This is a genomic window from Rossellomorea sp. ABR4_004 (assembly GCF_056159585.1).
In genome coordinates this window covers 261,248-278,270 of the sequence record NZ_JBSWVM010000001.1, presented here as the reverse complement: position 1 = coordinate 278,270, position 17,023 = coordinate 261,248, and the positions used below count along the sequence as shown (strand labels likewise).

The 17,023-nt window shown below is 38.9% G+C and carries 19 protein-coding genes; 10 read left to right on the top strand and 9 right to left on the bottom strand.

Going from position 1 to position 17,023, the window contains the following annotated elements; genetic code table 11:
• Positions 1-17: 17 nt before the first annotated feature.
• Together ACXAF2_RS01555 and ACXAF2_RS01550 are read left to right on the top strand one after the other, a co-directional pair.
• On the top strand, positions 18-155 hold the full coding sequence (locus ACXAF2_RS01555) for a hypothetical protein (RefSeq protein WP_475137070.1): 138 nt from the start codon (positions 18-20) through the stop codon (positions 153-155).
• 199 nt (positions 156-354) lie between these two features.
• On the top strand, positions 355-1,929 hold the full coding sequence (locus ACXAF2_RS01550) for a cation:proton antiporter (RefSeq protein WP_475137069.1): 1,575 nt from the start codon (positions 355-357) through the stop codon (positions 1,927-1,929).
• Positions 1,930-1,957: 28 nt separating this feature from the next.
• On the opposite strand, the gene ACXAF2_RS01545 is transcribed toward ACXAF2_RS01550, so the two are convergent.
• Both ACXAF2_RS01545 and ACXAF2_RS01540 read right to left on the bottom strand, forming a co-directional pair.
• Entirely contained in the window at positions 1,958-3,097 is a 1,140-nt protein-coding gene (locus ACXAF2_RS01545) for a toxic anion resistance protein (protein ID WP_475137068.1), read from the bottom strand.
• A 17-nt stretch (positions 3,098-3,114) separates the two neighbouring features.
• Entirely contained in the window at positions 3,115-3,744 is a 630-nt protein-coding gene (locus ACXAF2_RS01540; protein ID WP_475137067.1) for a 5-bromo-4-chloroindolyl phosphate hydrolysis family protein, read from the bottom strand.
• A 256-nt stretch (positions 3,745-4,000) separates the two neighbouring features.
• Between ACXAF2_RS01540 and ACXAF2_RS01535 the strand changes: the two genes are divergently transcribed.
• Positions 4,001-5,179, top strand: coding sequence for a D-alanyl-D-alanine carboxypeptidase family protein (locus tag ACXAF2_RS01535; RefSeq protein WP_475137066.1), 1,179 nt, complete (start codon positions 4,001-4,003; stop codon positions 5,177-5,179).
• A 37-nt stretch (positions 5,180-5,216) separates the two neighbouring features.
• On the opposite strand, the gene yidC is transcribed toward ACXAF2_RS01535, so the two are convergent.
• Complete coding sequence (gene yidC / locus ACXAF2_RS01530; RefSeq protein ID WP_475137065.1) at positions 5,217-5,978, bottom strand: membrane protein insertase YidC; 762 nt, start codon at positions 5,976-5,978, stop codon at positions 5,217-5,219.
• 40 nt (positions 5,979-6,018) lie between these two features.
• The gene (locus tag ACXAF2_RS01525) at positions 6,019-6,294 is read right to left on the bottom strand and encodes a hypothetical protein (protein WP_475137064.1); all 276 of its coding nucleotides are present in this window, start codon (positions 6,292-6,294) and stop codon (positions 6,019-6,021) included.
• A 173-nt stretch (positions 6,295-6,467) separates the two neighbouring features.
• Here ACXAF2_RS01525 and ACXAF2_RS01520 point away from each other — a divergent pair, with 173 nt between their 5' ends.
• Together ACXAF2_RS01520 and ACXAF2_RS01515 are read left to right on the top strand one after the other, a co-directional pair.
• Entirely contained in the window at positions 6,468-6,845 is a 378-nt protein-coding gene (locus tag ACXAF2_RS01520; RefSeq protein WP_475137063.1) for a fluoride efflux transporter FluC, read from the top strand.
• A 4-nt stretch (positions 6,846-6,849) separates the two neighbouring features.
• Positions 6,850-7,194, top strand: coding sequence for a fluoride efflux transporter FluC (locus tag ACXAF2_RS01515; protein WP_475137062.1), 345 nt, complete (start codon positions 6,850-6,852; stop codon positions 7,192-7,194).
• Between the two features lie 72 nt (positions 7,195-7,266).
• Here ACXAF2_RS01515 and ACXAF2_RS01510 read toward each other — a convergent pair whose 3' ends face one another.
• Entirely contained in the window at positions 7,267-7,722 is a 456-nt protein-coding gene (locus ACXAF2_RS01510) for a cupredoxin domain-containing protein (protein ID WP_475137061.1), read from the bottom strand.
• A gap of 170 nt (positions 7,723-7,892) precedes the next feature.
• Here ACXAF2_RS01510 and ACXAF2_RS01505 point away from each other — a divergent pair, with 170 nt between their 5' ends.
• Complete coding sequence (locus ACXAF2_RS01505; RefSeq protein ID WP_475137060.1) at positions 7,893-8,240, top strand: DUF1033 family protein; 348 nt, start codon at positions 7,893-7,895, stop codon at positions 8,238-8,240.
• Positions 8,241-8,278: 38 nt separating this feature from the next.
• Here the strand turns inward: ACXAF2_RS01505 and ACXAF2_RS01500 are convergent, their stop codons facing one another.
• The 3 genes from ACXAF2_RS01500 to ACXAF2_RS01490 are packed head-to-tail and all read right to left on the bottom strand — an operon-like array spanning position 8,279 to position 12,054.
• A complete protein-coding gene (locus ACXAF2_RS01500) occupies positions 8,279-9,418 on the bottom strand; it encodes a Ger(x)C family spore germination protein (protein WP_475137059.1) in 1,140 nt (379 codons plus the stop codon).
• A complete protein-coding gene (locus ACXAF2_RS01495) occupies positions 9,415-10,527 on the bottom strand; it encodes a GerAB/ArcD/ProY family transporter (RefSeq protein ID WP_475137058.1) in 1,113 nt (370 codons plus the stop codon). Before ACXAF2_RS01495 ends, ACXAF2_RS01500 begins: the two co-directional genes overlap by 4 nt.
• A gap of 12 nt (positions 10,528-10,539) precedes the next feature.
• Positions 10,540-12,054 (bottom strand): spore germination protein, encoded by a 1,515-nt coding sequence (locus ACXAF2_RS01490; protein ID WP_475137057.1) that lies wholly within the window; start codon positions 12,052-12,054, stop codon positions 10,540-10,542.
• A 155-nt stretch (positions 12,055-12,209) separates the two neighbouring features.
• On the opposite strand from ACXAF2_RS01490, the gene ACXAF2_RS01485 reads away from it, so the two are divergent.
• The 4 genes from ACXAF2_RS01485 to recQ all read left to right on the top strand — a co-directional run bounded on the left by ACXAF2_RS01485 (position 12,210) and on the right by recQ (position 15,346).
• Entirely contained in the window at positions 12,210-12,341 is a 132-nt protein-coding gene (locus ACXAF2_RS01485) for a YuzL family protein (protein ID WP_475137056.1), read from the top strand.
• 236 nt (positions 12,342-12,577) lie between these two features.
• Entirely contained in the window at positions 12,578-12,793 is a 216-nt protein-coding gene (locus tag ACXAF2_RS01480) for a cold-inducible protein YdjO-related protein (protein ID WP_034758928.1), read from the top strand.
• A gap of 154 nt (positions 12,794-12,947) precedes the next feature.
• Positions 12,948-13,079 (top strand): hypothetical protein, encoded by a 132-nt coding sequence (locus tag ACXAF2_RS01475; RefSeq protein ID WP_262481757.1) that lies wholly within the window; start codon positions 12,948-12,950, stop codon positions 13,077-13,079.
• A 137-nt stretch (positions 13,080-13,216) separates the two neighbouring features.
• The gene (recQ, locus tag ACXAF2_RS01470) at positions 13,217-15,346 is read left to right on the top strand and encodes a DNA helicase RecQ (protein ID WP_475137055.1); all 2,130 of its coding nucleotides are present in this window, start codon (positions 13,217-13,219) and stop codon (positions 15,344-15,346) included.
• A gap of 63 nt (positions 15,347-15,409) precedes the next feature.
• Here the strand turns inward: recQ and ACXAF2_RS01465 are convergent, their stop codons facing one another.
• On the bottom strand, positions 15,410-17,011 hold the full coding sequence (locus tag ACXAF2_RS01465) for an ABC-F family ATP-binding cassette domain-containing protein (protein ID WP_475137054.1): 1,602 nt from the start codon (positions 17,009-17,011) through the stop codon (positions 15,410-15,412).
• Positions 17,012-17,023: the final 12 nt, after the last annotated feature.

The following is a 17,023-nucleotide window of genomic DNA, read 5'->3' as shown; positions in this document are numbered from 1 at the left end:
GAAAGGGGATGGATAGGATGAACAATATTTCTGATATGAATGCGGCGATTCATGAATATCACAGAATGAATCATATCTTAAATCTAAAAGGGTGGAGGCAAGAAAGAACCTCTAAGAAACAATATTTCTCTCCATGGTTTGCTAAAAATCTGTAGGTGAAAAATTCGTTATGTTCAAAAAAATAGGAAAAAAATGTATAATAAAAAGAATGATTATTCTCACTTTATCGTAGAAGGTCATTCTTTTTTATATGGTGAAAATCATATAAATGAGAGTTGTATTCATGACGAAGGGAAGGTTAATGAATAATAAGATGAGGAAAAAATGTATAAAAAAAGGGAGGTCACGGTGATTATGCATGAGTTAGATATGCACCATATTTTTGAACTGGGACTTATTTTAGTGATGATCGCAGCAGGCATAACGGCAATTGCCAAGAAATTCAAACAGCCATATCCAATTGCTCTTGTCATTGTAGGTGCCCTAATCGGGTTATTCAATATTCCAGTCCTTGAGCCCCTCAAGGATTTTATAACAGAAGGGGAAGTATTTAATTTCGTCATTATCACATTATTTTTACCAGCGCTTTTGGGAGAAGCAGCTTTGAAGCTGCCCTTTACCCATTTGCGTGCTAACAAGGAGCCAATCATAGCCTTGGCCTTTGGTGGAACATTCATTTCGTTCTTGATAATAGGATTTACAGCGTATTACTTCTTTGACTTTCCGATTCCTACAGCCTTTGTTTTTGGGGCATTGATGAGTGCGACTGACCCTGTCAGTGTATTATCCATATTTAAAAGTGTAGGGGTAAAGAAGAGGTTGGCTGTTGTCATTGAAGGTGAAAGCTTATTTAATGACGGTTTAGCCGTGGTACTGTTCAATATTTCAGCTTACTTTTTACTATCCTATATCGATGCAGGCTGGGCTGGACTTGGAAGTGGTATTTGGGAGTTCATCCGGGTAGTTTCCCTCGGAGTCATTATTGGAAGCTCCCTCGGTTATGCATTTTCCATATTAACGAAGTACTTCGATGACTATCCGTTGGAAATCATTTTTAGTGTGATTTTGTTTTATGGTTCATTCCTTCTTGCGGAGAGTGTCCATGCTTCAGGTGTTATCGCGGTCGTCATTGCAGCTCTTATATTTGGAAATTATGGCGGTAAAATTGGTATGAGCCCTACAACCAAATTGAATATTAACAGCTTTTGGGATGTAGCCGCGTTACTTGCCAATTCCCTCGTATTCTTAATGGTAGGACTTGAAATAACAAGGATTGACTTAGTTGATAAATGGCCGTATATTTTCGCAGCCATAGTCTTAGTACTTTTGGCACGAAGTATTGCCGTCTATACAAGTTTATCTCTCATTGGGAATTTCCCTCATAAATGGAAGCATATTTTGAATTGGGGAGGTTTGAAAGGGTCGTTATCCATTGCCTTGGTACTTAGTCTGCCAAGAGACTTTCCTGGCAGAGAAGACGTCCTGATTCTTGGTTTTAGTGTGGTTTTATTCAGCCTTGTCATTCAAGGGCTGACGATTAAACCACTGATAAATATATTAGGGATTAAACCAAAGGAAGAAGGACATGCAGAATTTGAAAAATTACTCAGTCAACTCCACAGATATGAAACAGCCATCAGTGAAATCCATCGGGTAAAACAAAAGCTCTATATTATAGACCCTGTATCAAATGAGCTTATCGATACGTATACAAAAAGAATTGATATGTTAAAAGCTCAATTGGATGATCTATTCGAAAGAAATCCAGTGATAAAAGCAGACCAGCTTACGACACTGAGAAAACACGCATTATACGCAGAATATGAGGCCGTTGCCAAACTGGAAAAAGAAGATATCATCACAAGCACTATCGCTGAAAAGGAATATGATGCTATAACGGATAGCCTTGTTCATAATGAAGAAAAATAGCAAAAGAGGGGCCATTTGGGCTCCTCTTTTACTTTCTGATTTCAATGAGTTTTTGTTTTAAGTCGTTTTCCATCGTGACCATTTCCTGTTCTGCCTGCTGACGTTTCTGTCGTCCCTCTGCTTGAATGGCCAAGGTTTCCTCAATGGTGGAAATAAGGTTTTCTTGTGTTTTCTTCAACGTTTCAATATCAATGATTCCACGTTCATTTTCTTTCGCCGTTTCAATACTATTTGTTTTAAGCATCTCTGAATTTTTCAGAAGGAGCTCATTGGTGGTGTGCGAAACCTGTTTCTGAGCAGCTACAGCCTTTTGCTGATTCAGAAGAGTCAGCGCTATGGCAATTTGATTCTTCCAAAGAGGAATGGCTGTGAGTACTGATGCCTGTATTTTTTCTGCCAGTGCCTGGTTCGTATTTTGAATTAGGCGTATTTGGGGGGCAGACTGAATGGTCATTTGTCTACTTAGCTTTAAATCATGAATTCGTTTATCCAGTCGATCTAGAAACTGCATCGTATCATTGACTTCCTGGTAAATTAACTCGTCATCCGTTTCTTCCGCCTTCTTGCGTAATGTAGGAAGAAGTGTATGTTGAATCTCTTCACGTTTAATTTCTGCTGCTGCAATGTACATATTCAGGGCTTGAAAATAGTCTTTATTTTTTTCATACAAAGTTTCCAATAGTCGATTATCATCAAGCAGGGTCTTTTTTGAATGTTCGAGTCTGACTGAAATGCGATCGATCTGTGAGCCGATCTTTTGATATTTGGAAAGGACCTCCTGCAGGGAGGAAGAAACTTTGCGGAAAAGCTTTCTGAAAACACCCTTTTGCTTGGTGTTAAGCTCATCCGGATTCATTTGCTCGAGCTTTTTCATTAAATCTCCCAACACATCGCCAATTGGTCCGATGTCCCGTTTTTGTACATGATCGAGCATGGAGTGGGAGAAGGTAGAAAGCTGGGTCTGAGCGGCAGTTCCGTATTTTAATATCGCTTCATAGTCTTTATAGTCGATCTGAGCAGCTAATTGCTTTGCCTTTTCCTGCTGTTCTTTTGGTAAGCGGTCGAGTAGCAAGGGAGACTTTGTCTGCTCACTTACAGCAGGCATTTCATCTCCAAACGGGTTGGAAAGCAGCAGGTCCAGTTCTGATTGTTCATTTCGTTGCTCCATCGTAAAACCTCCGATATTTATTTTAAGTCTTTTTTATGAGATAAATGTTGATTGGCAAAGTTAAGTTCAAACTGTAGTGTATCCATATCATTAGCCAGTACGTTTTGCAGGTCATTTTCCAATGACCCTGTCAGATCATCGAGTGTCGTCCGGGTTTGTTGAAGTGATAAGAATGCTTCTTTGTTTTTACCGGATTGTGAAGCAAGAAACGTATATTTTTCTGTGATTTCAACAACTGAATCCAGATGGTAGAAGAAAAATGATTCTGCAGAAAAGAATCTTTTCGGCTCTTTCTTTACGAGTTGATAAATTCTTCTGCTCAATCTGTTCAATTCGAGGATTTGCTTAAATGCTCCAAGTGACCTTACCCTTAATTGTTGTTTTTGAAGGCGTTTTACTTTTTCTTTGGCTTCTTTTAAATTCTTGTTAATATATCGGAATTCCTGTGAGGAAAGTCCATTTTTTTTCAGCCACCATCTCTTTTGGAGTCCCTTTACGACGAAGAAAAGGAGGATACCCGTACCGAGACTGGACAAGAATGTAAGAGGAAATCCTAAGTCAAATAGGAGTAAGTAGGCGATAAAACTACCGGTCCCTATACTGAATGAGATGACTGTTCTTATTAAAAATTGAAGAAATGTATTCATTTCATCTACCCCTTATTAAAGATGCTTACGTTAAATACGATATAATGTGCAAAAAGGTTTCATATACATACTCTTATTTTATTGTAAATGATGGTGAAATGGAAATGTAGACCCCTTTTATTATTCAGACACTGAAATCGATGTCAGGATTTGACACCATTCTTTCAATTTCTTAACATTTCTCAGATTTCTGATTAAATAAATACCATTTTTGATAGAATGGGTTAGTACATTGACAAGACAGGTGTGTGGATATATGAAAAAATGGTTCGTTGTGCTGATTTTATTCTTCTTTTCTTCCTCTATCGTATCAGCTCAAGAAAATAATGTAAAAAAACCTAAAAACATCATTAGTGATTCGGCTATCATTATAGATTCTAAAACAAAGAGTATACTGTACTCGAAAAATTCGACTAAACGAATGAATCCTGCAAGTATTACAAAAATTGCTACAGCCATTTATGCGATCGAGCATGCAAACCTTGATGACAAGGTGGTAATAAGTGAGAAAGCAAGTAATACAGAAGGCTCCACCGTTTACTTGGAAGCAGGTGAAAAGGTTTCTTTGGAGCAGTTGCTTCAGGGGTTGATGGTCAACTCCGGTAATGATGCAGCGGTTGCCATTGCTGAACACACCGAGGGCTCCGTTCAGCAATTTGTAGAAAAATTAAACGCCTTTCTAAAAAACGAAATTGGCGTAGATAAAACGAATTTTGAAAATCCTCATGGACTGTTCGGTAAGAATCACTATACAACCGCTTATGATATGGCAGTGATTACTAGCTATGCTTTGAAGAATAAACAATTCCAAGAGCTATTTAGTTTGAAATCCATCGATTGGTCGACTGAGGGATGGAAGACTACTCTTTATAATCATCATAAAATGGTGAAAGGAGAACTTCCTTATCCGGAAGTGACCGGAGGGAAGAATGGTTTCATTGATGAATCCAAACATACGCTTGTGACTTCTGCTGAAAATAATAATCTTTCTCTCGTCATTGTTACAATGAAGGCTCAATCGAAGAGAGCTATCTACTCAGATACCAGAAAACTACTTGATTATGGATTAAACAGTTTCACTAGAAGCCATATTCCAAAGGGTACGGTCTTTCAATATGAGGATACTTCTTTTGAGCTTAAACAGGATTTCCAATATACACAACCTACGAATGAAGAGTTCACCGAGAGCCTGGATCGAAAGGGAGTATTAACACTATATAACGAAGATCAGGAAGAAGTGGCTACAACAAATCTCAGTCCTGTGAGGAAATCTCCGGTAAAACATAAAAACGCAGTTGCTTCGAGCGAAAGCACAGGATTATTTTTCGGAGATGAATTAAGTCAACAAATCCTGTTTTATCCGTTTTTTATATACATGATCCTGCTATTCATTATGGGAATATCTATTTTTAGAATAGGATCTGTCAAAAAATAATCTTTAAACGAAAAAGGGAGCTTGCGGCTCCCTTTTTTCATTGACTTTCTTGTTTTGCTAAAGAGGGTTGATGATGATAAAGAGTCTTGCCAATCATCGTTTGTAAGATGAGAAATGCCCCTCCAACTGTCCAATACAGGGGTAAGGCAGCCGGCGCATTAAATGAAAAAATAAAGATCATAATGGGCGAAAGATAGCTCATTATTTTCATTTTGGCCTGCTGTTCTGCAGGAATATTCATTAAAGATACCCGGGCTTGGGCTAAATAAACCAACCCAGCAATAATGGCCATTATATAGTCCGGCTGTCCTAAATTAAACCATAGAAAAGAGTGGCTTGCGATTTCAGATGAAGACCGAATCGCATAGTATAACCCTATCAATATGGGTGTTTGAATGAACAAAGGTAAACATCCCATATTAAGAGGATTCACTCCGTGTTTTTGGTAAAGCATCATCATTTCTTGCTGCAGTTTTTTTTGTACATCTTTATCTTTCGCTTCTTTTATCTTCTTTTGAATGTGGGTCATCTCAGGCTTGATTAAAGCCATTTTCCCTTTCATCTCCTGTTGATTCTTATATGTTTTAAGCATAAAAGGAAAAAGAATGAGACGAATAAGAAGGGTAATCACAATGATCGCAAGACCAAAATTCCCGTCTAGGAAGGTACCTATTTCGTGGATGAAAAACGAAAATGGGTTAACAAGATAGTCGTGAAAGAACGCCCCTTCAGTTGTTGCACTTTGACACCCTGATAAAGTGAATAGTGCCAGTAGTATGATGAATGAAATTTTTCTCAATGATAATTCCTCCTCTGTATAAATGCTTGCTGGTTAAAAGCTAACAGAAGTGGAATTCTTCATCATTATCGGTATGGTAAAATTGAAATTTCATGCATGTAATGAACCTGATCCCGATAGGAATCATTTCATTAGCTGCAACGCACTTTGCGATGATAAGTGGTCCTTCAACTTTCTTATCATAGGGTCGTACGTAAAGATGAAATGTGCCAGGAAAGTGATCCCAAATCAAAGCGATGATAAATAGTAATACGATACTAAAATGTAATGGACTTAAGTAAAAATCCAATAAGTCTTGTATAATGATAAATGTCAATGGAGAAGGCTCCTTCAATTTACTGATCAAATTCATTGTTAAGCATTAACTCTATTCCAGTTAAAGTATACTCCTAAATGGAAAAAGAAACGATGGTAATTGTACTTACGGAATTGTGAACAATAAGTTTCATAAAAAAATATAATCTTATAAAATAGGGATGTTATACAGAAATGAAATATTTACTAGTCGGAATCGGTGGAGCGTTGGGAAGTTTTTGCAGGTGGGTAATTAGTTATCTCTGGACCATTCAAAATGGGTTACCATTCGCGACACTAATGGCGAATCTACTTGGAAGCTTTCTATTAGCTTATTTCTATAGTCGATGGTCTTCTCAATATGAAAAATCGTATTTATTTATAGCAACAGGGTTTCTGGGCTCTTTTACAACTTTTTCGACACTTAGTATCGAGTTAATCACCTTTTTATTGCAGAAGCAATGGGGCATGCTTTTCTTGTATATGACCATAACTTCTTTTGGTGGAATGCTTTTTGCATGGTTGGGTTTTGTCTTTGGAAGAAAGGGGAGCGTGATTGGTCATGGGAGTTAGCATATTGTTGATCGCATTAGGGGGGAGTGTTGGGGCAATCGGACGGTTTATAGTTGCGAATGCCGTTAAGCGTTTCAGTAGTTCTCGTTTTCCGAAAGCGACTCTGTTGGTTAATGGGTTTGGCTCTTTACTATTGGGAATTCTGGTTGGAAGGGGTGCTGAGGAGACTGTTATGTTTTTTTTCGGGATCGGAGTGTGTGGAGCATTTACTACCTTTTCAACCTTAAACTGGGAGGTATTGAGACTTTTCCAGGAAAATAGAAAAATTGGCCTGTTTTATTTTTTCGCAAGTTATTCCATTGGGGTCGTATTTGGAGCAGCTGGGTATGCAATGGGCACGGCAGCGTAATATAATGCCATGCCCATTTTTCAAGATTTCCAAGGTGCTAACTTCCATGTTGGAGGTGCCACAAGTCATACATTAGTCAACTACTATATACGCAATCATTGGACCGTTACGATCAATAGTCTCATGTGTCTCGCATATCAGTCTATACGTTCCCTCTTTTGAAAACGATACATTCACAACGGTTTCTTCCCCTTTTTTTACAGTACCTTTAACATCAGTCCCCTCGATATAGAACGGATGTTCCATGCCGTTAACACCATAAATGCGCAATTCCACAGGATGATCTTTTTCAACTACAATCGTACCTGGATCCCATCGATATGCTTCTATTTCTTTTCCCGCAGGTGTTTCTGATTTGAATTCCCCTGTGACCATTTGAATGACTTGTTTCTCACCCGTTTTATCTGATAATGAAACGGTAGGGTAGGAGTTTTTAGAGGTTAATGCCCATATTGTGCCGACAGTCATGATCATAATGGTAACTAATATGGCGATGATGGAGCCTTTCTTCAAAACAATAAAATTCAAATGTTTTTCCTCCCTTTTATTTTAGCTTTGCTCCTAATAGGTCTTTTCTAATAAACCTATGCTTGTACAGGGGGGAACTTGTCAATAATTTAGAGTAGTATAGTTTAAATATTTTTCTTTCGTTCGTATTTTATGTACAATTTGGACAAGGAAAAAAGGAGGGTGAAGCATTGGATAATACTTGGAGAGTCATGACAACAAAAAGTGATGCAGAGCCTTGGTGGTTTTTTGAAGGCTGGGAAAAGGATATTGTTCAAGAATGGATGTTTCATAACAGGGATGAAGCAATCGAAAGGTTTCTTGAGGAAATGAGACGACTGAGTAAAAGCTATCGTAAGTCAAAAAGTAAGAAGTTGCACTCTATTGCGTTTTGGGATCCAGGAGAAGTGTTTTTTTGCGAAGCGTGTGACGACGATCTGCAGGTCTATTACGGATTGATCATTTTTGAAAATGACCGATCGATGGAAATTAAGGATGAGGCCGTCATCAATGAAATTACAAATCGAATTCAACAATAATAAGAAAGGGTCCATCTTTATTGGATGGACCCTTACGTTTAATCAATCACTCCTGTTCGAATGATTTTATTCTCTACCTTTACATGAAATGAAGCATCTTTGTACAGTTTATCCCACTTTTCCCTCGATAAATCTTCGTGTCCCCTTATACTTTTATACTCCATGCCAAATCCAATCGGATCCGTGCCTTCCTCTTGAAGCATCAAAATTATTTCTTTAATGTTCTTTTCGATATAATTCCCAATCTCATCTTCAAGTAATCTTAACACTTTCGGATCTGACAACTTCATTTCTTCAGACATTTCAAGTAAACGAGATTCGATCTTCAATATCACTTCAAAAGAGGGTGTTGCTTTTTTCTCTGTTTTAATCTTATGAGATGATTTTATACTATCAATCATAATATAAACCTTTTCTTTTTCTTGTCCCAGATGAGGACTTGTTAAGTAAGGTTTGAACTTTTCCAATGGTAGTTCCACTTCGACACTGCCGGCATTGTAATCTTCCATAAGAGATCGAATAAAAAAGATCTTGTCTTTTTTAATCTCTTTAATGAATTTATCCCTTGTAAACAATGCGAACCCATCCACACCAACCTTTCCGTCTGATGCCTTTAGCAATGGCAGGATCGGATCTTTGCCGACACTGCCGTAATCGGTGATGAATTCTTGTAGCGTTGGAGAAACAAGCATCTCCGATTCAACATTTTGCCTGACCAAATTATATAAGTATGTCCCCATGTTTGAAGGCCTTTCCGCCATTTGATAATTCAGGATTTGCTCGGCAGTCGAATCCGCAATTGTTAAGTACACCATGTTCCCAATGGAAGAATCCCGTTCCAACGTATCAACCAGGTGAGAAATCCCTTTTTCCGCAAGCTGCCTTCCGTATACAGTAATCCTTAACTGACCGGAAACAAGTTTATGATCGGTCTCTAAATTCTGTGACAAACGTATTCCTTTACTCGTCTTTGACTTACTTATAAGTACCTTTTCAACATCCTCCATGGCTGGGTTAAACTGATAGAGGACCATTGTGCCGGTTATTTTCTCGTCTTCAGCCTGATCATATCCAACCGCTGTAATCAATCCCAGCTTTTCTAAATATTTTGACTCCACGCAGCTGCTTAAGAAACATGTACATAGGCAAAGCAGAAGAAGCATGATGGTTCTAATCATACATCCACACCCTTTTCCTTCTTAGCGATGTATTTCAATTTAACGAGTATGAATAAGAAGCATGGATAAACGAATGAAAGAATAAAACTCGACGTCCCAACCTTGTCTGTGATGGTATTCATCGTAAGACGATCCTGCACGCATAGGGATAATATCCAAAGCAGGATGGCGAAGAGGTAAATGGATTTTTTTTGAGATACATTAAATACTCTTTTCATCCCTCTTGAAGCTGTCCAAAAATAGAGGCAAATGTTTGGAAGGATGACCAGCATCCAAAAAGAGACGGCAATGAACTCAAATCGCTCCAAGTTTGGGATCCTTAATATCTTGAACATGGAAAGGACTGGCCAGATGGTCTTTAAAAGGGCATCTTCTGAGAAGAAACCGATACTGACAACAGTCACAACCGTAAAGAGAATAGTGGAATATCCTGCTCCAATCAGGCCATATTTTAATACTTTTTTCTTTTCCTTGATGTATGGGTACACAAATAACATTAATTCAAAGCCAATGAGAGTAAAGCTTGATTTGTAAATCCCCATCATAATCTCCTTTGGGGAAGAGGTTAAGACTGGTTGTAAGTGATTGAAGTCCATATATTTGATGGGAGTATAGATCATAAATACTAACCAGAAGGCCAGGATGAGTCCTAAAAAAGCAATTCCGACCACGACCCGGATTCCCCCCAACACACAATAAACCATTAAAAAAATCAATAACCCCATTAAGAGCCATGTGGGCATTTTAGGGAATATCCACGCCTGGACCATCTCAATATAGTTCATTAAGATCACGTAGGTCACACTGAGATAATATCCAATATACAGGATGTTAAATCCTTTGCTGAACCATTTCCCATAAATGTCCAAGTGAATACCGTACAGATCGGGACTATCGTATGTTTCAAGCATTTTAACCATGATAAATAGAACAAAAGATACAAGAATTCCAGCCAATAGGACTGAAATCCATGCGTCCCGGTTCGCCTCCATGTAAATGACCCTGGGCAGCCCTGCAATCCCTACTCCGGTTTGGGCTGTGTGTAAGATAAACATGATCAAAAAGGCATTAAACATTAACCGTTCCTTTGGCTTTACATTAATATCCATACATTTCATCCTTTACTCATCAACGTCTTTCTTCTCTTTTGCTTTCTTCTCAGGGATTCGGCCCTGATCTGTGGGGTGATTGGAGATGGGACGTTGGACTAAATACTGATAGGGTAAGCGGAATAGACTGTACTTGAAGTCTGCAAACCTAAATGGGTAAATGGGAGATAGATAGGGTCTGCCCAATGTTGTCACTTTCAGTAAATGAATGAGAATAAAGCAGAGGCAAAACATGATTCCCACACCCCCGTATAACCCGGCCATGATGATGATGGGAAAACGGATGATTCTCACGGCTGTACCGATTGCATAACTCGGAGCAGTGAACGAACCCAAGGCGGATATTGCGATGATAATAATCAAAATGTTACTGGTGAATCCAGCTTGCACTGAGGCTTGACCGATGACGATACCTCCTACGATCCCCATGGTTTGCCCAACCTTTGTTGGTAATCTTGCTCCCGCCTCTCTCAGGAGCTCTATGATGAATTCCAATAAAATCGCCTCGAACACGGGAGGAAAGGGAACATTAGATCTTGACTGTCCCAGAGAAACAAGAAGAGCAGAGGGAATGACCTCATAATGAAATGTCAAGACCGCCACATAAGCAGGTGTTAAAAGGATCGAGAAAAAAATGGCCACAAAGCGAATCAATCTTAAAAACGTCCCCATATTCCATCTCATATATATGTCTTCCGTCGATTCAAAGAAATTCATAAACGTAGATGGTCCGATGATCGCTGTAGGACTGCGATCAACAAGTAAACAGATCTTTCCATGCAGGAGTGAGATGGTACAGCGATCAGGCAGCTCAGTAGTAATAAATTGCGGGAAGAATGTAAATGAATTATCTTCAATCATCTGAGCAAGTACGGTGGAATCCACTATACTATCAACTTCAATTTCCGTAATGCGCTGTCTAAACGTATTTACGTTCTCTTCTTCAGCAATGTCCTTTATGTAAACCATTTGAACTTTTTTCTTCGCTCTTGACCCAATCATAAAGGTTTCAACACATAGTTTAGGATCGTTAATATTTGAACGAATTAAATTTAAATTCTTCGTAATGGATTCTGTGAAAGAAATTTTAGGGCCAAACACAAGGGATTCTGTTTCAGCTTTTTCCAACCCTCTTGTGCCCTTATCAGAAACGTCCGCTAATATCCCATGAGTATCCCCTTGCTTGAAAATATAAGCCGTTCCATTGACGATGTTCTCTACAACGTCATTAATTTGATTCGTCTGTGTAAGTTTCGCAATATTAATCGTATCCTGGATGATTTGATAATTCAGGTCACCAGTGGATTCCTCTAGAGGCCTGATGATGCTGTCCTGCATCGATGTAGTATTGATTAAGTCATCAAAATATACGACTGCAAGCTCCTGTTCGCCTATTGTAATGATTCTAAATACCAAATCTTCACTATTGCTTACCAACGAAAGTATTTCTTTACGAAATGTATCTATATCAAAGCTATGGGGGGACCCGTTTTCAATATCATTCTTCACTTCTCTACGTCTAAACATAGAATTCAACACCCTAAACCTTAATTTATAGATTAGACTTCCCATGATTTCTGTTCCTAATCACAAGATGTCATTTTTTTCATTAAGGATAAAGGTGGTTGATACATACATATTCTGTAAAGGATTTGGGCAAGGTAGGAGTGGAGGTGAAGCATATGAGCAAGAAGAAAAAAGATCCGTCAAAAGCTATGCTGGGTTCTTCTCAAGTGGAAGGACAAGGTACGACCAACCAGGAATTATCAGGTGGGGTAGAGGCCCCTTCTTCCAGAAACAGAAAGAAAAAATAATGAAGGATTTTTTTCTTCCTTCATTACATATGGTGCGTTTGTTACCTTTACTGAGGAGTTCATATATTAAATTGGAGTCAAGTATGGTATAATGGAAACAATCGCAGAAATTGTTCGATTACACTGGCTACACATAACTGACCACATACTATCTGCAGCATAAATTACCACAATCATTATTTTCCTGTTAGAAAGCATAGCAAGGAAATCCTACTTACCTTAAAGGAGGACGTTCAATGGCTTTTGGTCGTAGAAATCAAGTTGAGGAAGAAATTAAAACAGAGGAAACAAAGATTTGGGCTTGTTCCGCTGAAGATTGTAAAGGCTGGATGAGAGATAACTTCAAAAGTGAAGATACTCCTAAGTGTCCGCTTTGTAAAGAAGATATGGTGACATCTACAAAGGTATTACAAGTTGTAGACAATCCACATCCTACAATGAAATCATCCTAATGAATCGTAGAGAACCAATCTATTCTGATTGGTTCTTTTTTCTTGTCGAGGCAAATGAGCCTCATATTCTTAGGTGTTTTTTTGAAAATTATTAAACTCTTTTTTTACATTTGAATAGGATGTAATGTATTTATGTATTAAAGGAGGTAGCACCATGTCTAACAAGAAAGAGAAAGAAGTAAAAAGTTCTTCAACTGAGAGTAAAGATACTGTATGGGATAGTTTTTGGAAACTGTCGAAGCCTGTTGAAGTAAATAAAGAAGAAAAAACAGTCAAGTGGTTTTAATGTAATGATAAGGTTGTGCATTACGTGTATGTATACGAATGTACAGCCTTTTGTTTGAAAAATGGGAAACCCTATTGGCACGTTCCCCGTTCTGGAATACAATAAAGGAATAGTTAGATTTATTGGGAGGGGAAAATGTGATTGTAGAAGCAAAACAAGTATTAAAACAGTACTTTGGATACGACGAATTCAGAGATGGACAAGCGAATATCATTGAATACATACTTGATGGAAAAAACACAGTAGGGATCATGCCGACAGGAGGAGGGAAGTCGCTCTGTTACCAAATTCCTGCTCTAATGCTTGATGGAGTTACACTTGTTATCTCTCCACTCATATCTTTAATGAAGGACCAGGTGGATTCGTTACTTCATCAAGGGATTCCAGCAACCTACATTAATAGTACGCTATCGAATAGTGAAGTAGAGAACAGGATGGAAGAGATTTCTTTAGGTGAATACAAACTCGTTTACATTGCTCCTGAGAGGTTGGAATCATTTGGGTTTATTCGATTCCTCAATTCTTTACCCATCCCCTTGGTAGCTGTCGACGAAGCCCATTGTTTATCCCAATGGGGTCATGATTTCAGACCAAGCTATTTAGGGATATATCACGCTGTTAATCAACTACAATCAAATCCCACCATTCTTGCATTGACTGCAACGGCAACTCCACAGGTACAAACTGATATCCTTCATCATTTACACATTCCAGAACGATATAAAGTATTAACTGGTTTTCAACGGACGAATTTGTTTTTCCAGGTTGTAAAAGGTGAAGATCGTAAGCGTTGGGTAGAAAGGTATGTACAAAAGAATCATCAGCATTCCGGCATCATTTACTGTGCTACACGGAAGGAAGTTGAAAACCTTTATATTTATCTTGAGAAAAAGGGATTTTCCGTCGGCAAATATCATGGGGGGCTGTCCGACACAGTAAGGCAGGAACAGCAGGAAGCCTTCCTGAATGATTCCATTACCATCATGATAGCGACCAATGCTTTTGGGATGGGGATAAATAAATCAAATGTACGCTTTGTTATTCATTATCAGATTCCTAAGAATATGGAGGGGTACTATCAAGAGGCTGGCAGGGCAGGTCGTGATGGAGTGGACAGCGAATGTGTCTTATTATTTTCACCTCAGGATATCCAGACACAGCGGTATATCATTGACCAGAATATCGTAAATCAGGAATTACATGATAATGAGATGCAGAAATTACGTGAAATGGTTGACTTTGTCCATACAGAAGCATGCCTGCAGAACTACATATTAGCTTATTTTGGTGAACATGTAGAGGAAGCATGCGGTCATTGCAGCAATTGTTTGGATGATAGGGAATCCGAGGATGTAACGAGAGAGGCACAAATGGTATTATCCTGTATGATGCGAATGAATGAAAGATTTGGAACCTCACTCATCAGCGGTGTACTGACGGGGTCAAAGAACAAAAAGGTTCTGGAATGGGGGTTCGATCGGCTTTCCACATATGGATTAATGAAGGAGCAATCTCAGAAGGATGTCGGCCTGTTCATCGATTATTTGATTTCAGAGGGTGTCATACAAGTTGAGGGGGGAAGCTTTCCTATCCTGAAAGTATCACCAAAAGGCAAAGAGGTGTTAATGGGGGAAAGAAACGTAACGAGAAAGGTCCAGCCTACTGTTTCGACCATCGTCCCTAAAGAAGATGGCTTGTTCCAGACCTTGAGAACACTCCGTAAATCGATTGCAGATTCAGAAGGAGTTCCGCCTTTCGTTATTTTTTCCGATAAGTCGCTTCAGGACATGTGTGTGAAGATGCCGAAAACATCAGAGGAATTCCTGCAGGTTAGCGGAGTCGGTGAAAACAAGCTGAATCGGTACGGTGAAATATTCATAAACGAAATTTCCGTTTTTTCACATGAGAATCCTGAACATGAAGTTGAGGTCGTCAAGCCTTCGCGATCACGGAAGACAAGTCATTCTGACACAGCGTCCCATTTAATCAGCTATGAGTTGTTCAAAGAGAGCATGGATATAAGAAAAATTGCGAAAGAACGGGGTATGAGTACAGCAACGATTGAAAATCACATTATCCGTGCTTATCAGGAAGGCATCACGAATGACTGGACCATCCTCTTTACTGAAGAAGAAGAAACACTTATAGAAGACGCAGTCCAGAAAGTAGGGACGGACCTCTTAAAGCCGATTAAAGAAGAATTACCGAAAAAAATAGGTTATTTTCAGATTAAAGGCTACTTGGTTAAACACGGTCAATATGAATGACCACGTAGCGAGGGAATGAAAAAAAGCAGGTGCCATTTGGCTGCCTGCTTTTTCTGATTCACATTAAGCTTTCATAGAAGCTTTCATCTCAAGAAATTCATCATAAGTCGTTTCTTTATCAATGACACCATCTTCCGTGATTTCAATAATGCGATTCGCGATGGTTTGAATAAACTGATGGTCATGGGAAGCGAAAATCATCGCACCTTTAAAGTTTATCAATCCATTATTCAATGCAGTAATAGATTCCAAATCTAAATGGTTTGTTGGTTCATCTAATAACAGAACATTTGATCCACTTAACATCATTTTAGATAACATACAGCGAACTTTTTCTCCCCCTGAAAGGACACTTGGCTTTTTCAATACTTCTTCCCCTGAGAAAAGCATGCGACCCAAGAATCCGCGAAGGAATGTTTCACTCTCATCTTCCGGTGAGTATTGACGTAACCAGTCCACAAGGGATGGTTCATTTCCTTCAAAGTACTTGGAGTTTTCATTCGGGAAGTAAGCTTGAGATGTCGTCACTCCCCACTTGAATGTGCCGCTATCCGGTTCCATTTCACCTGTAAGGATTTTGAAAAGAGTCGTTTTGGCGATTTCGTTTGCTCCGACAAGTGCAATTTTGTCTTCTTTATTCAGGATAAAGGAAACATTGTTTAAGACCTTTACTCCATCAACCGTTTTTGTAAGACCTTCAACACGCAGAACATCGTTTCCGATTTCACGCTCCGGCTTGAATTGTACATATGGATAACGACGTGAGCTTGGCTTGATGTCATCCAATGAAATTTTCTCTAACGATTTTTTCCGTGAAGTGGCTTGTTTTGATTTAGATGCATTTGCACTGAATCTGGCAACGAATGCCTGAAGCTCTTTGATTTTTTCTTCCTTCTTCTTATTCTGATCCTGAGCCATTTTAAGGGCTAATTGACTGGACTCATACCAGAAATCATAGTTCCCGACATAAACTTGGATCTTTCCAAAGTCAAGGTCAGCAATATGAGTACAAACTTTGTTTAGGAAGTGACGGTCATGTGATACGACGATGACTGTGTTCTCAAAGTTTATTAAAAAGTCTTCTAACCACTGAATCGCTTGTATGTCCAAGTGGTTGGTAGGCTCATCCAGTAAAAGAACATCCGGCTTGCCGAATAGAGCTTGTGCTAATAATACTTTTACTTTTTCTCCACCTGTTAGTTCGGACATTTGTTTCGTGTGAAGATCTTCATTGATTCCTAAGCCTTTTAGTAGGATCGCAGCTTCTGATTCAGCTTCCCAACCGTTGAGCTCTGCGAATTCACCTTCCAATTCCGCAGCCTTCATGCCGTCTTCATCAGAGAAATCTTCTTTCATATAGATGGCATCTTTTTCCTGCATGACTTCATATAAACGGGTATGCCCCATAATGACAACTTTCAGCACTTCATATTCTTCATATTCGAAGTGATCCTGCTTTAATACAGCAAGTCGCTCACCTGAACCCATCGATACATGGCCGGTCTGCGCTTCGATTTCTCCTGAAAGAATCTTTAAAAATGTTGATTTACCAGCACCGTTTGCTCCGATAAGTCCGTAGCAATTCCCTGGATTAAACTTTATATTCACGTCTTCGAATAGCTTTCTATCACCAAAACGTAAGCTTACATCTGATACTTGAATCATGTGTGATATACC

Bases quoted from the DNA above. Each gene is read 5' to 3' on its own strand.
- ACXAF2_RS01555 (WP_475137070.1), top strand. From the start codon at position 18: ATGAACAATATTTCTGATATGAATGCGGCGATTCATGAATATCACAGA.
- ACXAF2_RS01550 (WP_475137069.1), top strand. From the start codon at position 355: ATGCATGAGTTAGATATGCACCATATTTTTGAACTGGGACTTATTTTA.
- ACXAF2_RS01545 (WP_475137068.1), bottom strand. From the start codon at position 3,097: ATGGAGCAACGAAATGAACAATCAGAACTGGACCTGCTGCTTTCCAAC.
- ACXAF2_RS01540 (WP_475137067.1), bottom strand. From the start codon at position 3,744: ATGAATACATTTCTTCAATTTTTAATAAGAACAGTCATCTCATTCAGT.
- ACXAF2_RS01535 (WP_475137066.1), top strand. From the start codon at position 4,001: ATGAAAAAATGGTTCGTTGTGCTGATTTTATTCTTCTTTTCTTCCTCT.
- ACXAF2_RS01520 (WP_475137063.1), top strand. From the start codon at position 6,468: ATGAAATATTTACTAGTCGGAATCGGTGGAGCGTTGGGAAGTTTTTGC.
- ACXAF2_RS01500 (WP_475137059.1), bottom strand. From the start codon at position 9,418: ATGATTAGAACCATCATGCTTCTTCTGCTTTGCCTATGTACATGTTTC.
- ACXAF2_RS01495 (WP_475137058.1), bottom strand. From the start codon at position 10,527: ATGGATATTAATGTAAAGCCAAAGGAACGGTTAATGTTTAATGCCTTT.
- ACXAF2_RS01490 (WP_475137057.1), bottom strand. From the start codon at position 12,054: ATGTTTAGACGTAGAGAAGTGAAGAATGATATTGAAAACGGGTCCCCC.
- ACXAF2_RS01485 (WP_475137056.1), top strand. From the start codon at position 12,210: ATGAGCAAGAAGAAAAAAGATCCGTCAAAAGCTATGCTGGGTTCTTCT.
- ACXAF2_RS01480 (WP_034758928.1), top strand. From the start codon at position 12,578: ATGGCTTTTGGTCGTAGAAATCAAGTTGAGGAAGAAATTAAAACAGAG.
- ACXAF2_RS01475 (WP_262481757.1), top strand. From the start codon at position 12,948: ATGTCTAACAAGAAAGAGAAAGAAGTAAAAAGTTCTTCAACTGAGAGT.
- ACXAF2_RS01465 (WP_475137054.1), bottom strand. From the start codon at position 17,011: ATGATTCAAGTATCAGATGTAAGCTTACGTTTTGGTGATAGAAAGCTA.